Source organism: Kitasatospora sp. NPDC017646 (genome assembly GCF_044329365.1).
Classification (GTDB): Bacteria; Actinomycetota; Actinomycetes; order Streptomycetales; family Streptomycetaceae; genus Kitasatospora.
Genome location: NZ_JBIRJC010000010.1, coordinates 60,741 through 74,861, shown reverse-complemented (window position 1 = coordinate 74,861; position 14,121 = coordinate 60,741). Strand labels below are relative to the sequence as shown.

The 14,121-nt window shown below is 73.5% G+C and carries 12 protein-coding genes and 1 riboswitch; of the genes, 10 read left to right on the top strand and 2 right to left on the bottom strand.

The genetic code is table 11. The features are described 5' to 3' along the window. Positions 1-161: 161 nt before the first annotated feature. From mltG to ACH4J0_RS17815, 9 genes are all read left to right on the top strand, one after another. Positions 162-1,976 (top strand): endolytic transglycosylase MltG, encoded by a 1,815-nt coding sequence (mltG, locus tag ACH4J0_RS17855; protein ID WP_396241085.1) that lies wholly within the window; start codon positions 162-164, stop codon positions 1,974-1,976. A gap of 34 nt (positions 1,977-2,010) precedes the next feature. Beyond that, positions 2,011-2,844 (top strand): shikimate dehydrogenase, encoded by an 834-nt coding sequence (locus ACH4J0_RS17850; RefSeq protein ID WP_396241083.1) that lies wholly within the window; start codon positions 2,011-2,013, stop codon positions 2,842-2,844. Positions 2,845-3,015: 171 nt separating this feature from the next. After that, the gene (gene aroC / locus ACH4J0_RS17845) at positions 3,016-4,200 is read left to right on the top strand and encodes a chorismate synthase (protein WP_396241081.1); all 1,185 of its coding nucleotides are present in this window, start codon (positions 3,016-3,018) and stop codon (positions 4,198-4,200) included. Continuing rightward, positions 4,197-4,718 carry a shikimate kinase gene (locus ACH4J0_RS17840; RefSeq protein ID WP_396241079.1) on the top strand — a complete coding sequence of 174 codons (522 nt, stop codon included), beginning with the start codon at positions 4,197-4,199 and terminating at the stop codon, positions 4,716-4,718. The genes aroC and ACH4J0_RS17840 overlap by 4 nt, the downstream gene beginning before the upstream one ends. Further along, positions 4,711-5,802, top strand: coding sequence for a 3-dehydroquinate synthase (gene aroB / locus ACH4J0_RS17835; protein ID WP_396241077.1), 1,092 nt, complete (start codon positions 4,711-4,713; stop codon positions 5,800-5,802). The genes ACH4J0_RS17840 and aroB overlap by 8 nt, the downstream gene beginning before the upstream one ends. 8 nt (positions 5,803-5,810) lie before the next feature. After that, positions 5,811-6,239 (top strand): type II 3-dehydroquinate dehydratase, encoded by a 429-nt coding sequence (gene aroQ / locus ACH4J0_RS17830; RefSeq protein WP_396241410.1) that lies wholly within the window; start codon positions 5,811-5,813, stop codon positions 6,237-6,239. A gap of 141 nt (positions 6,240-6,380) precedes the next feature. Further along, the gene (locus tag ACH4J0_RS17825; RefSeq protein ID WP_396241408.1) at positions 6,381-7,304 is read left to right on the top strand and encodes an AAA family ATPase; all 924 of its coding nucleotides are present in this window, start codon (positions 6,381-6,383) and stop codon (positions 7,302-7,304) included. Positions 7,305-7,401: 97 nt separating this feature from the next. Beyond that, entirely contained in the window at positions 7,402-8,211 is an 810-nt protein-coding gene (locus ACH4J0_RS17820) for an Fpg/Nei family DNA glycosylase (RefSeq protein WP_396241075.1), read from the top strand. A gap of 70 nt (positions 8,212-8,281) precedes the next feature. Beyond that, positions 8,282-10,273 carry an AAA family ATPase gene (locus ACH4J0_RS17815; protein WP_396241073.1) on the top strand — a complete coding sequence of 664 codons (1,992 nt, stop codon included), beginning with the start codon at positions 8,282-8,284 and terminating at the stop codon, positions 10,271-10,273. Here the strand turns inward: ACH4J0_RS17815 and ACH4J0_RS17810 are convergent. Together ACH4J0_RS17810 and ACH4J0_RS17805 are read right to left on the bottom strand one after the other, a co-directional pair. After that, positions 10,270-11,940 carry a hypothetical protein gene (locus tag ACH4J0_RS17810; RefSeq protein ID WP_396241071.1) on the bottom strand — a complete coding sequence of 557 codons (1,671 nt, stop codon included), beginning with the start codon at positions 11,938-11,940 and terminating at the stop codon, positions 10,270-10,272. The genes ACH4J0_RS17815 and ACH4J0_RS17810 overlap by 4 nt on opposite strands. 69 nt (positions 11,941-12,009) lie before the next feature. Beyond that, positions 12,010-12,393 carry an ArsR/SmtB family transcription factor gene (locus tag ACH4J0_RS17805; RefSeq protein WP_396241069.1) on the bottom strand — a complete coding sequence of 128 codons (384 nt, stop codon included), beginning with the start codon at positions 12,391-12,393 and terminating at the stop codon, positions 12,010-12,012. A gap of 81 nt (positions 12,394-12,474) precedes the next feature. Next, positions 12,475-12,669: riboswitch (cobalamin riboswitch) on the top strand. Between the two features lie 31 nt (positions 12,670-12,700). Here ACH4J0_RS17805 and ACH4J0_RS17800 point away from each other — a divergent pair. Further along, complete coding sequence (locus tag ACH4J0_RS17800; RefSeq protein WP_396241067.1) at positions 12,701-13,816, top strand: HoxN/HupN/NixA family nickel/cobalt transporter; 1,116 nt, start codon at positions 12,701-12,703, stop codon at positions 13,814-13,816. Positions 13,817-14,121: the final 305 nt, after the last annotated feature.

Sequence of the window (14,121 nt, the reverse complement as noted above, 5' to 3'; positions counted from 1 at the left end):
GTCACTGACAGTTCGTTCGCCCGGGCGGGGGTACGGCTGCGGTACGGTAACGTCTCCTCCCAGGCGCTGCGCTAGCACGCCGGTTCGAGAATCAGCCGGGACGGCGTCGTCCCGGACGGCCGGTCCGATCCTCCGGTCGTCACCGTCGGTTAAGGGGATCAATGACCGATCTGGGTCGGGGCTACGGCCCCCAGGGCGAGCAGCCGTGGCACCCCGGTGATCCCGGGTACGGCGGCCGGCAGCCGGTCCCCGGCCAGCAGGACGGCCAGTGGCAGCAGTACCCGCAGCAGGGGCAGCACGGCCAACAGATCCAGCAGCCGTACCAGGACGTGCAGCAGGGGTACGCGCAGCAGCAGATGCAGCAGATGCCCCAGGGCATGTCGCAGGACGGGTACCCGCAGGGGTACCAGCAGCAGTACCCGCAGCAGCAGATGCCACAACACGGTTTCGAGCAGGGCTACCAGCAGCAGGGCGTGCCCCAGGGAATGCCGCAGCAGGGAATGCCGCAGCAGGGCTACGCCCAGCAGCAGATGCCGATGCCGCAGGGGATGCCCCAGGGCTATCCGCAGCAGCAGATGCCGATGCAGCAGCAGGGCGTGCCGCAGCAGGCCCAGGCGCATCCCGTGCCGCAGCAGGCCCAGGCCCCCGAGTCCGTTTCCGGTCCGGGACCGGACGGGATCGACTGGGAGGCCGAGGCCGCCGCGCTGGAGTCCGGCGCCGACCCGGTCGGCGGGGCGCACGAGCCAGAGGCCGAGGAGTGGGACGGCCACCACGAGGACGAGCCGCACGGCGACGAGGGCTATGTCGAGGAGCACGCCGAGGCCGAGGAGGTCGGCTTCCTCGGCGAGCAGGACGAGTCCCGCGAGGCGCAGAAGAAGCGCAAGGAGAAGGGCAAGAAGGCGGGCCGCCGCAACGGCGGCGCCTGCCTGGTGGTGGCGCTGGTGCTGGTCGGCCTGCTGGGCGGCGCCGGCTGGTGGGGCTACGGCTTCTACCAGAAGAACTTCGGCCCGCCGCCGGACTTCACCGGTGACGGCACCGGCTCCGTCCAGGTCGAGGTCAAGCCGGGCGCGGTCGGCGGCCAGATCGGCCTCGCACTGAAGAACGCCGGCGTGGTCAAGAGCGTCGACGCGTTCACCAAGGCGTGCGACGCCGAGCCCAAGTGCGGCACCATCCAGCCGGGCTTCTACGCGCTGAAGAAGGAGATGCCCGCCACGGCCGCGCTCAAGGAGCTGCTCGACCAGGCGGGCGGCGCGGCGATCGTGTTCCCGGAGGGCATGAACTCCTCCGAGATCTACGCCAAGATCGACGACAAGCTGAAGCTCCAGAAGGGCACCACGGCGGGGGTCGCCAAGGCCCAGGTCAACGGCCTCGGCCTGCCCGCGTACGCGAACGGCAACATCGAGGGCTTCCTCTGGCCGACCCGCTACAACATCGCCGACGGCATGAAGCCCGAGGACCTGCTCAAGCAGATGGTGAAGAACGCCGCCGACAAGTACGCGAACCTGGACGGCCAGGCTTCCAAGGCGGGCCTCAAGAACGGCTACGAGGTGGTCATCGAGGCGAGCATCCTGCAGCGCGAGGGCAACAACCCGGGCGACTTCGCCAAGATGGCCAGGACCATCCAGAACCGTCTGGCGAGCGACACCGTGCACCACACCCTCGGCATGGACACCACGCTGCAGTACTCGCTGGGCCGCAAGGAACTCACGTCGAAGGACATCAACGACGGGTCCAACAAGTACAACACCTACATCAACCCGGGCCTGCCGCCGACGCCGATCTCCAACCCCGGCGACGAGGCGCTCAACGCGGTGCTCAACCCGGCGGACGGCAAGTGGCTGTACTTCATCGCGATGTCCCCGACCAACACCCTGTTCGCCGAGACGGACAAGGAGCACGCGGCCAACGTCGAGGCGTACTGCAAGGCGGCGGGCCAGGGCTTCGACAAGGTCGGCCTGCACTGCACCAGCAAGTAGCCGTCATCGCAACGTCGTTCACGGAGAGGCAGCGTTGACCAGCAAGCACCGGGCGGCCGTCCTCGGCTCGCCGATCGCCCACTCGCTCTCGCCGGACCTGCACCGGGCCGCCTTCGCGGCGCTCGGGCTGGACGGCTGGCGCTACGACCGCTTCGAGGTCGACGAGGCCGGCCTGCCCGGCTTCCTCGCCGGGCTGGACGAGGCCGAGTGGGCGGGGCTGTCGCTGACCATGCCGCTGAAGCGGGCCGTCATCCCGCTGCTGGACGAGGTCAGCGCGACGGCCCGCTCGGTGGACGCGGTGAACACGGTGGTGTTCACGGCCGACGGGCGGCGCACCGGCGACAACACCGACGTCCCCGGCCTGGTCAACGCGCTGCGCGAGCGCGGCATCACCGAGGTGTCCGCCGCCGCCGTCCTGGGGGCCGGGGCGACCGCCTCCTCGGCGCTGGCGGCGCTCGCCCAGGTCTGCACCGGCGAGGTGACGGTCTACGTGCGCAGCGCCGGGCGGGCCCGGGAGATGGCCGAGCTGGGCGAGCGGCTCGGCGTCGCGGTGCGCACCGCCGACTGGGAGCGCGGTGCCGAGGCGCTGGAGCGGCCGCTGACCGTCTCCACCACGCCGGTCGGGGCGACCGACTCCTTCGCCGACGCGCTGCCGACGGCCCCGGGCGCGCTGTTCGACGTGCTGTACCACCCGTGGCCGACGGCGCTGGCCGCCGCCTGCGCCGAGCGCGGGTCGACCGTCCTGGGCGGCCTGGACCTGCTGGTGCACCAGGCGGTGCTGCAGAGCGAGGCCTTCACCGGGCGCGGGCCCGGGCCGCTGGCGGCGATGCGCGAGGCGGGGGAGAAGGCCCTCGCCGACCGCTGGTGACCTTCCGGGCGGACGGGCCGCGGCTAGATCGTTTCGTTGGATGACCGGTTGCCGTCCGTCACGCGGACTGTGCCCCCGGGTGCCGCCGGGTCGTGAAAGGATTCGGACAGAAGGCACGCTCGGGCGGGCCGCGGCGGTGCCGTGGGCCGGTCCGCTGATGAAGGAGCTCCGTTGGGTACGTTGCGCTGGCTGACGGCGGGGGAGTCGCACGGCCCCGCACTCGTCGCGACGCTGGAAGGCCTGCCCGCCGGCGTACCGGTCACCACCGACGTGGTGGCCGACGCGCTGGCGCGCCGCCGGCTCGGTTACGGCCGCGGGGCGCGGATGAAGTTCGAGCAGGACGAGGTGACCTTCCTCGGGGGCGTGCGGCACGGCCTGACCATGGGCAGCCCGGTCGCGATCATGGTCGGCAACACCGAGTGGCCGAAGTGGGAGCAGGTCATGTCGGCCGACCCGGTCGACCCCGAGGTGCTGGCGGGCCTGGCCCGCAACGAGGCACTGACCCGCCCCCGGCCCGGCCACGCCGACCTGGCCGGCATGCAGAAGTACTCGATCGACGAGGCCAGGCCGATCCTGGAGCGCGCCAGCGCCCGGGAGACGGCCGCCCGGGTCGCGCTGGGCGCCGTCGCCCGCGCGTACCTCAAGGAGGTGGCCGGCATCGAGATCGTGAGCCACGTGGTCGAGCTGGCCGCCGCCAAGGCGCCGGCCGGTGTGGTGCCGCTGCCCTCGGACGAGGCCCGGCTGGACGCCGACCCCGTGCGCTGCCTGGACGCGGACGCCTCGAAGGCGATGGTCGCCGAGATCGACCAGGCCCACAAGGACGGCGACACCCTCGGCGGCGTGGTCGAGGTGCTCGCGTACGGCGTGCCGGTGGGCCTCGGCTCGCACGTGCACTGGGACCGCAGGCTGGACGCCCGCCTGGCCGCCGCGCTGATGGGCATCCAGGCGATCAAGGGCGTCGAGGTCGGCGACGGCTTCGAGCTGGCCCGGGTGCCGGGCTCGAAGGCGCACGACGAGATCGTCCCGACCCCCGAGGGTGTCAAACGCACCTCCGGCCGCTCCGGCGGCACCGAGGGCGGCCTGACCACCGGCGAGGTGCTGCGGGTGCGCGCCGCGATGAAGCCGATCGCCACCGTGCCGCGGGCGCTCCAGACCCTGGACGTGCGCACCGGCGAGCCGGCCAAGGCGCACCACCAGCGCTCGGACGTGTGTGCGGTGCCGGCCGCCGGCATCGTCGCCGAGGCGATGGTCGCGCTGGTGCTGGCCGACGCGGTGAGCGAGAAGTTCGGTGGCGACAACGTCTCCGAGACCCGTCGCAACGTGCAGGGCTACCTCGACAACCTGATCATCCGATGATGACGCCCGTCGTGGTGCTGGTCGGGCCGCCCGGCAGTGGCAAGTCCACCGTCGGGCGGGCCCTGGCCGAACGCCTGGGCGTCGGCTTCCGGGACACAGACGCCGACATCGAGGCGCTGGCGGGCAAGCCCATCCCGGAGATCTTCATCGACGAGGGCGAGCCGCACTTCCGCGAGCTGGAGGTCCGCGCCGTGCGCGTGGCCGCCGAGGGGCACGGCGGAGTGCTGGCGCTCGGCGGCGGCGCGGTGATGGCCGAGGCCACCCGTGAGCTGCTGCGCGAGCTGCCGGTGGTCTTCCTGGAGGTCCCGCTCGGCGACGCGGTCAAGCGGGTCGGCCTGGACGCCCCGCGTCCGCTGCTGGCCGTCAACCCGCGGGCCCGCTGGCGCGAGCTGATGGAGGCCCGCCGCCCCCTCTACCTGGAGGTGGCCACCGCCGTCGTCGACACCGCCGACCGCACCCCCGAGCAGGTCGCGGACGCCGTACTGGAAGCACTGGAGCTGAAGACCCCCCATGACTGACACCACCGTCAGGATTCACGTCGGCGGCAGCGCCGGCCACGACCCGTACGACGTGCTGATCGGGCACCAGCTGCTCGGCGAGCTGGCGCCGCTGATCGGGACGCGGGCCAAGCGGGTCGCGATCATCCACCCGGAGGCGCTGGCCGCCACCGCCGACGCCATCCGCGAGGACCTGGCCGGCGAGGGGTACGAGGCGATCGCGCTCCAGGTGCCCAACGCCGAGGAGGCGAAGAGCGCCGAGGTCGCCGCGTACTGCTGGTCGGTGCTCGGGCAGACCGGGTTCACCCGCAGCGACGTCGTGGTCGGTCTCGGCGGCGGTGCCACCACCGACCTGGCCGGCTTCGTCGCGGCCACCTGGCTGCGCGGGGTGCGCTGGATCTCCATGCCCACCACGCTGCTCGGCATGGTCGACGCGGCCGTCGGCGGCAAGACCGGCATCAACATCGCCGAGGGCAAGAACATGGTCGGCGCCTTCCACCCGCCGGTGGGCGTGCTGGCCGACCTCGGCACCCTGGAGACCGTGCCCAGGCACGACTACGTCTCCGGCCTCGCCGAGGTCATCAAGTGCGGCTTCATCGCCGACCCGGCCATCCTCGACCTGATCGAGGCCGACCCGGAGGGCGCCAAGTCGCCCGCCGGACCGCACACCGTCGAGCTGATCCGCCGGGCCATCCAGGTCAAGGCCGACGTCGTCTCCGGGGACCTCAGGGAGTCGGGCCGGCGCGAGATCCTCAACTACGGCCACACCCTGGGCCACGCCATCGAGCGCAACGAGCGCTACAAGTGGCGGCACGGCGCGGCGATCTCCATCGGCATGGTCTTCGCGGCCGAACTCGGCCGCCTGGCCGGGCGGTTGGACGACGAGACGGCCGACCGGCACCGCACCGTGCTGGCCTCGGTCGGCCTGCCGCTGACCTACCGGGCGGACGCCTGGCCGAAGTTGCTGGACGCGATGAAGATCGACAAGAAGTCGCGCGGCGACCTGATCCGCTTCATCGTCCTCGACGGCCTCGGCAAGACCTCCGTGCTGGAGGGCCCGGACCCGTCCCTGCTGGTCGCCGCCTACGCGGAGGTCTCCGCGTGACCCGGGTGATGGTGCTCAACGGCCCCAACCTCGGCCGGCTGGGCAGCCGGGAGCCGGACGTCTACGGCGCCACCTCGTACGCCGGGCTGGTCGAGCGCTGCACCGCGCTCGGCGAGGAGTTCGGCTTCGAGGTCGAGGTGCACGAGACCAACTCCGAGCAGCAGATGGTGGAGTGGCTGCACGAGGCGGCCGACGGGAAGGTGCCCGTGGTGATCAACCCGGGTGCGTTCACCCACTACTCGTACGCGATGCGGGACGCCGCGGCGCAGCGCACCGCGCCGCTGATCGAGGTGCACATCTCCAACCCGTACGCGCGGGAGACCTTCCGGCACACCTCGGTGATCGCCGCGGTGGCCTCCGGGACCATCGCGGGCTTCGGGATCGGGTCGTACGAGCTGGCGCTCCGGGCGCTGGCGGAGCAGCTCTCCTCGCGCTGACTGCTGGTCAGTGGCCCGGCGGCGGACTGTGCCCGCCGCCGGGCCGCCGTGTAGTGTCCCCGCTGAGAGGTGTCGGGAGGAGGTGCCGTGACGCAGTACGCCGGAGGTGGGCAGGTCCCGCCGCGTCCCGCCGCTCCGCCGGTGCCGCCGGGGGGCGGCACGGGGGTGTCCCCGTCGGGGGCGCCGGTTCCGCCACCCTCTCCGCCGCCACCGACGGTTCGGCCCGCGGCTGCTCCCGTACCCGCCCCGGGGCCGGTGCCGGCCGCGGCTCCGGCGCCCGCTGCCCCGGTGCCCGCCGCGGCTCCGGCGCCTGCGCCCGCTGCCCCGGTGCCCGCCGCGGCTCCGGCGCCTGCGCCCGCACCCGCACCCGCACCTGCGCCCGCCCGGCCTCCGGCCGCCGCGCCGCCGCCCGGTGCGCCCGTACCGGCCGGCGGCACCGGGCACTTCGTGCTGCCCGCCGGCACGCCCGTCCAGCTCCCCGCCCACCCGCCGCAGCGGCACGCGCCCGCCGGGCCGATCGCCGTCCTGCTGATCGGTCCGGCCGGGGCGGGCAAGACCACCGTCGCCCGCCACTGGGCCGAGCGCCGGGCAACCCCGACCGCGCACATCAGCCTGGACGACGTCCGGGAGTGGGTGCAGTCCGGCTTCGCCAACCCGCAGTCCGGCTGGAACAACGCCTCCGAGGCCCAGTACCGGCTGGCCCGCCGCACCTGCGGCTTCGCCTGCCGCAACTACCTGGCCAACGGCATCTCCTGCATCATCGACGACGCCGTCTTCCCGGACCGCCCGGCGATCGGCCTCGGCGGCTGGAAGCGGCACATCGGCCCCGGCATGATCCCGGTCGTGCTGCTGCCCAGCCTGGACTCGGTGCTGCGCCGCAACGCCCGCCGCAGCGGCACCCGGCGGCTCGGCGACGAGGAGGTGGCACGCATCCACGGGCGGATGGCCGGCTGGTACAACTCCGGGCTGCCGATCATCGACAACTCCTACCTGGACGTCGCGGGTACGGCCGCCGAGCTGGACCGCGTCATCCTGGCCCGGCTGATGGGGATGCCGGTCCGCTGACCTGCCCACCCCGGCGGATCCGGGGTGCCACCGACGTGTCGGTGGCGGCTGCGATGATGGACCGGTCCCGCCAGAACCACCCGGGGAGCTGACACCCGTGCCGGAAGGCCACATCATCCACCGCCTCGCCGGCCAGAGCCGCGAGGCCTTCGGCGGCCGACCGGTGCAGGTCTCCAGCCCGCAGGGCCGCTTCGCCGACGAGGCCAGGACGATCGACGGGCAGCTGCTCACGGGCGCGGAGGCCACCGGCAAGCACCTCTTCCTCGGCTTCGAGGAGGGTGCCTGGGTGCACATCCACCTCGGCCTCTACGGCGGCTTCAGCTTCGGCACCGGCCCCGCGCCCGAGCCCGTCGGCCTGGTCCGGCTGCGGCTGGCCAACGACGACGGCTACGCCGACCTGCGCGGTCCCAACACCTGCGCCCTGGTCACCGACGCCGAGAAGGCCGCCGTCGCCGCCCGCCTCGGCCCCGACCCGCTGCGCACCGACGCCGACCCGGAGGCCGCCTGGCGCCGGATATCCGGCAGCCGGACGACCGTCGCCGCGCTGCTGATGGACCAGAAGGTGCTGGCCGGGGTGGGCAACGTCTACCGCGCCGAGGTGCTGTTCCGCCACCACGTCAACCCGCACCGGGCCGGCCGCGACCTCACCCGCCGGGAGTGGGACGCGATCTGGGCCGATCTGGTCGCCCTGATGCAGGAGGGCGTCGCCGCCGGCCGGATCGACACCGTCCGTCCCGAGCACACCCCCGAGGCGATGGGCCGCCCGCCCCGGGTGGACGACCACGGCGGCGAGGTGTACGTCTACCGCCGCGCCGCGATGCCCTGCCTGGTCTGCGGCACCGAGGTGCGGACGGAGGAGCACGCGGCGCGCAACCTGTTCTGGTGCCCGACCTGCCAGGCGGCCTGAGGCGGATTCGGCACCGGGGGGTGCCGCACGCCGTAGGCTGGGGCCCGGGCCGGTCGGAGGGAGCGGACGGGTGGACGGCTACGAGGTGTCCAACAGCGTGTCGGGCACGGTGCACGGGCACGTGGTCCAGGGGCGGAACGTCACGGTCCACCTGCCACCGAAGCGCCCGAGCCCGCACCAGGTGCGTCCGCCCCGGGCGAGCTTCGTCAACCGTGAGCACGAACTCGCGGCGCTCACCGACGCGTTGGCCCGGTCCGACCGGGGAGGGCCGGCGATCGTCGTGTTCACCGGCCTGGGCGGCGTCGGCAAGACCGAGCTGGTGGCGAAGTTCGCCGCCGAGCAGGCGGCGCACTTCCCTGGCGGTGTGCTGTACGCCGACCTCAAGGCCTACCGGCACCGGTCCGCGGTGGACCTCGCCGGGGTGCTGGAGGGCTTCCTGCGCGCCCTCGGGGTCCGGCCTCCGGACGTCGAGGCGGAGCGGTTCGGGGAGTTCCGCACCGTCACCGCGGACCGGCGCTGCCTGGTCTTCCTGGACAACGTCGAGCACGCCGCCGAGGTCCGTGCCCTGCTGCCGTCCAGCGGGCTGGTGGTGGCGGCGGGCAGGCGGCGCTTGGACGCGCTGCGGATGGACGGTGCCGAGGTGCTGCAACTGGACCGGCTGAGCGCGGCGGCCGGCGCGGCACTCGTCCGGGGCTGGCTGAGCGCCGGGCGCGGCACCGACCTGGAGGTGGCGGCGCTGGTGGAGCGGTGCCAGGGACTGCCGCTCGCGCTGAACGCCGTCGGGAGCCAGCTGCTGGGCCGCGGGCGCCTGTCCGTCGGCCAGGTGGTGGCGGAACTGTCCCACCAGGAGGGCAGGTTGGCCATCCTGAACAACGAGGAGGGGAACCTCCACGAGACCTACGACCCGGTGTACGAGCGGCTCTCGCCGCAGGGCCGGTCGCTCTACCAGCTGGTCGGCGTGCATCCGGGGCCCTTCGTGTCGGCCGAACTGGCCGAGGCGGCGGGCGTCGAGCGGGCGGAGGAGGCCCTGGACGAGCTGTGCGCCGTGCACCTGCTGGACGTGGTCGTCGACCAGGGGCCGGGTGAGCGCTTCCAGGCCCATGACGTGGTGCGGACCCACGCCTACGCCTGCGCGCGGGAACTGCCCGGCCGGAGCGGGCTGTTGGCGCGGGTGGTGGCGTACTACCGGGGCAGGGCGTCGCTGGCGGACCGGGCGATGGGCCCACGACTGCGCCTGCAGGAGCCGAGCGGTGAGGGCCTGCCCGGGTTCCCCTCCGGGGCGGCCGCTCTGGAGTGGCTCCACGCCGAACGGGCCAACCTGCGCGCGGTGGTGGAGGCGGCGGCCGAGCGGCAGTGGCACGAGGAGGTGTGGCGGCTGTGCGAGTCGCTGTGGCCGCTCTACCACGGCCGGAAGCTGTACGCGGACTGGATCGCCACCCACGAGGCCGGGATCGAGTCGGCCCGGTGGGCCAACAACCCGGACGCGGTGGTCCGGATGCACAACCAGCTGGCGCGGGCCCACTACGAGCGGGAGGAATTCCCCTCGGCCGTCGAGCACTTGGCGCTCGCCGCGGAGCAGGTGCCGCTCGTGTCCAACCGCCAGGTGGTGGGCGTGCTGTACGAGACGGACGGCCTGCTGTGCCTGGCCGACGGCCGCCCGGGGGACGCGGTCGAGAAGTTCACGCTGGCCCGGGAGGCCAACGAGGGCGACGCCCACGGCGAGATCGTGCAGAGCTACAACCTGGCACAGGCGCTGATCGCCGACGGCCGCCCGGACGACGCGCTGGCCGTGCTGAGCGGGGCGACCGCGCTGGCCGTGGCCACCGAGGACCACGACATGCTGATGAAGCTGCCGCTGGTCCGGGCCCGGGGCCACCGGGCGCTCGGGCAGCTCGCCCTCGCGGTCGAGCACGCCGGTACCTGCGTCGAGCGGGCCAGGGCCCGCAAGCAGTACGCCAAGGAGGCCCAGGCGCACACCCTGCTGGTCGCCCTCGCCGAGCAGCTGGACGACGCCGAGCTGGCCGAGCGCAGTCGGTCGCGGCTGGCGGAGTTGGAGGGTTAGGGCCCCGCGGTGAAGGAGACCCGGGTGCGGTGCTCGCCGGTGCGGACGGTGAGGCCGTGGTGGGGCAGGCCGACCGGGTCGCCGCCGTCGGCGAGCCAGCTGGCCACGGCGGAGCCGAGCAGCAGGGGGTCGAGGCTGGGGTCGGGGCAGCCGAAGTCCCGTTCGGCGCGGGCTTCCAGGAGCAGGCCGCCGTGCAGCCGGAGCAGGTGGCGGGCCGGGCCGAGGGCGGCCACCGCGACGGCGAGGCCGGGCAGTTCGAGCGCGGTGTCGGCGAGCCAGCGGACGGCGGGGCGTTCGGCGTGCGCCTCGGTGCGGGCGAGGACCTCGGCGGTGTAGCGCAGGGCGTCGCCTGGGTGGTCGTCGGTGAGGGCGTGGAAGCCGCGCGGGGTGTGGTCGTCGGGGTGGAAGGGGTAGCGCCGCAGGCTGACCTCGGTGCCCTCGCTCTTGCCCTCGACGTCGTACGCGGTGGGCCCGTCACCGGTCGGGTGGGGCGCGGGCCTGGGGTAGGGCGGAAGGACCGGTTCGTCGGCGGGTTCGTCCAGGCCGTCGAGGAAGGAGTAGAGCAGCGGACGCAGCACCCGGGCGGATTCGCCGCGGTGGGCGAGCGAGCGGTCGGTGAGGTCGCTCAGGTCGGTCCGGTCCCGGGCGAGGGCGAGTTCGAGTTGGGCGGCGAGGTCGCCGTCGGGGTCGAGCGCGGGTGCGTTCTGGCCGAAGGCGTAGCTGGGGGAGCGCGGATCGAGTTCGGCGGCGCCGGTGGCGACGAGCAGGGTGCGGCGTTCCAGGGCGGCGCCGTAGACGGAGACCGAGCCGTGGTCGCCGATCAGGCAGTCGGCGGCGACGAGCGCGGCCTGCCAGCCCTGGTGGGGCGGGATGAGCCGCAGGCCCATCCGGCGGGCGTCGTCGAGCAGGGCTTCGGGGTCGTGGCGGCTCCACACGTTGGGGTGGAGCACGACGGCCACCGTGTACTCGTCGGCTGGCAGGCGGCGGACCAGGCGTTGCGGCAGGTCGGGGTGGCGGCCGAATAACGAGTGCTCGCTCCAGGTGGAGTTGACGACGACGAGCCGACGGCCGTCGACGGCTCCGAGCGCGGCGCGGTAGCCGTCGCGGGAGCGTTCGCTGCGCAGGATCCGGTCGAAGCAGGGGTCGCCGACGACCCGGGCGACGTCCAGTGCCTCGGGGCAGGAGAACCGCAGCCGGTCCAGCTGTTCGGGGTGGGAGAGGCCGAGGACGTCGACGAACACCCTTCCGCGGTGGGTGAGTTCGTGGCGGGAGAGGCCGGCGGCGCTGACCGTGTCGCCGGTGGACTCGGTGACCAGGCGGTTGTAGCCGGCGCCGTGCGGCAGCACGACGAGGTGGGCGTCCAGGCGGTGCATGGAGGCGTGGACGGCGCAGGCGACCGCCAGGTCGAAGCGGCGTCGGACGGCGTCCTCCCAGTCCAGCACGGTGTAGCCGGGCAGGCCGTGGAGGAAGTCGTCCAGGGCGCGGTCGGCGAACGCGGAGCCGGGGTTGACCGTGAAGTACCGCTCGATGCCGTCCGGGTGCAGCAGGGTGAGGACGTCCAGGACCCGGGTCGCCGAGGTGAGGGTGCGGGCGACCGCCAGCACGCGAGCCTTGACCGGGCGGGTGTTCCAGCGGTCGGCGGGCCAGACGTGGGGGTGGGACGGCACATCGTGATCGTACTCATCCGCCGGGTCGTGGCGTCCGTTCAGCGGAAGTCCGCCGGCCCCGAGTGTCGGTCAGCCCGCGGCCGCGGTCGGCTCCTCGTGGTCGGCGGCGGCGCACTCGTCGAGGAGGGGGCGCATGCCGTCGTCCACGAGCCGGTAGCGCACCACGCGTCCGTCCTTGTCACCGCTGACCACGCCCGCGGTGCGGAGCAGCCGCAGGGCCTGGGAGACGGCGGGGTCGCGCATGCCGGTGGCCACCGCCAGGTCGCTGACGGCGAGCGGGCCGGCCCGGTGGAGGGCGAGCAGCAGGGCGAGCCGTCCGGGGTCGGCGAGCAGGGAGAACCGCTCGGCCCAGGAGCGGACGTGGTCGGTGTCACCGATGGCGGCGATGGCTTCGCAGACCCGGTGTCCGTCGATGGTGCGGTGGCCCGCGCGGTCGGCCGGTACGAGATGCATGCGGACATTCTGGCAGCTCACCACCTGTGATCCTGGACACCTGCACGGGTGCGCAACCTTGCGAGGGTGAGGTCCTGCCCCTACGGTGTTCCCCGCCGTGGTGCTCGGGAAGACCGGTGACGGACCATCAACGGGTCCCAGTCCGGAGCGGCCCTCGCCACTGTGATCGGGGGAGAGTTGTCCGGACCCACGTGCCACTGGGCGCCTCGTGCGCCTGGGAAGGCGGGTTCGGAAGCCCCGTAAGCCAGGAGACCGGCCACGGCATCTCACGAAGTCATTCCACGAGGTGCTGGAGCGTGATCCCGATATGACCCTGCCCGAAACCGCCACGCCCGTCGAGGCGGCCCCCTCCGTCCTGCCCGCCTTCCGCTGGAAGCGCGAGGACACCCTCCGTACCGCCGGGCTGATGGGGGTGATCCTGGCCATGCACGTGGTGGCGTTCGGGACGCTCGTCTTCCTGGTCGCCCCGCAGAACTACGCCGTCGGCACCCAGGTGTTCGGGGTCGGTCTCGGCATCACCGCGTACACCCTGGGCATGCGGCACGCCTTCGACGCCGACCACATAGCCGTGATCGACAACACCACCCGCAAGCTGATGGCGGACGGCAAGCGACCGGTCTCGGTGGGCTTCTGGTTCGCCCTCGGCCACTCCTCGATGGTGGTCGTGATGGCCGCCCTGGTGGCGGGCGGCGCCCAGCTGGCGAACACGCTGATGGACGACGACTCGGCCACCCACAAGTGGCTCGGGGTGGTCGGCACCACGGCCTCCGGCGCCTTCCTCTACCTGATCGGCGCGCTCAACCTGGCGGCGCTGCTCGGCATCCTCAAGGTGTTCCGCTCGATGCGCGCCGGGCAGTACGACGAGGCGGAGCTGGAGGAGCACCTCGACTCGCGCGGCTTCATGGCCCGGATCCTGAACCGGGCGACCCGCTCGATCACCCGGCCCGGGCAGATGTTCCCGGTCGGGATGGTGCTGGGCCTGGGCTTCGACACCGCGACCGAGGTGACGCTGATGGTGATGGCGGGTTCGGGCGCGGCGGCCGGGCTGCCCTGGTACGCGATCCTCTGCCTGCCGCTGCTGTTCGCGGCCGGGATGAGCCTGTTCGACACCCTGGACGGGACGTTCATGAACTTCGCGTACCAGTGGGCGTTCTCCAACCCGGTGCGCAAGGTGTACTACAACCTGACCATCACCGGGCTGTCGATCGCGGTGGCCTTCGTCATCGGCACCATCGAGCTGGTCGGCGTGCTGCACGAGAAGCTCGACCTGACCGACCCGGTGACCGGGTTCATCGCGGACATCTCGCTGGACAACGTCGGCTACGCGATCGCGGGGCTGTTCGTGGTGGTGTGGGCGATCGCCATCGCCTACTGGAAGCTGGCGGGCGTCGAGAAGCGCTGGACGCCCACCGGGCAGGGGTAGCGGAGGGCGGTCACGCCGCGGCGGGCAGCAGCGTGCCCGCGACGGCGAGCCCGGCGCCGACCACCTGGACCGGGCGCAGTCGCAGCAGCCCGGAGGTGTCGGTGCGGCGCGGGCCGATCAGCAGCGCGGCACCGCCGACGAGGACGTTGACGAGCCGCTGGACGCACAGTACGAGCAGCAGCGTCGTCCGTACGCCGGAAGCGGGGGGGCCCCCGGGGGGGGGGGGGGCCCGGCCCGGTGAGGGGACGAACCGGGGCCGGAGGGGGGGGGGGCCAGGGCGCCCCCGCCGGCGGGGGGGGGCGCCC

Excerpts from the sequence above, each read along its gene's own strand:
- aroB (WP_396241077.1), top strand. The coding sequence starts at position 4,711 with ATGACTGACACCACCGTCAGGATTCACGTCGGCGGCAGCGCCGGCCAC.
- aroQ (WP_396241410.1), top strand. The coding sequence starts at position 5,811 with ATGGTGCTCAACGGCCCCAACCTCGGCCGGCTGGGCAGCCGGGAGCCG.
- ACH4J0_RS17840 (WP_396241079.1), top strand. The coding sequence starts at position 4,197 with ATGATGACGCCCGTCGTGGTGCTGGTCGGGCCGCCCGGCAGTGGCAAG.
- ACH4J0_RS17805 (WP_396241069.1), bottom strand. The coding sequence starts at position 12,393 with ATGCATCTCGTACCGGCCGACCGCGCGGGCCACCGCACCATCGACGGA.
- ACH4J0_RS17800 (WP_396241067.1), top strand. The coding sequence starts at position 12,701 with ATGACCCTGCCCGAAACCGCCACGCCCGTCGAGGCGGCCCCCTCCGTC.
- mltG (WP_396241085.1), top strand. The coding sequence starts at position 162 with ATGACCGATCTGGGTCGGGGCTACGGCCCCCAGGGCGAGCAGCCGTGG.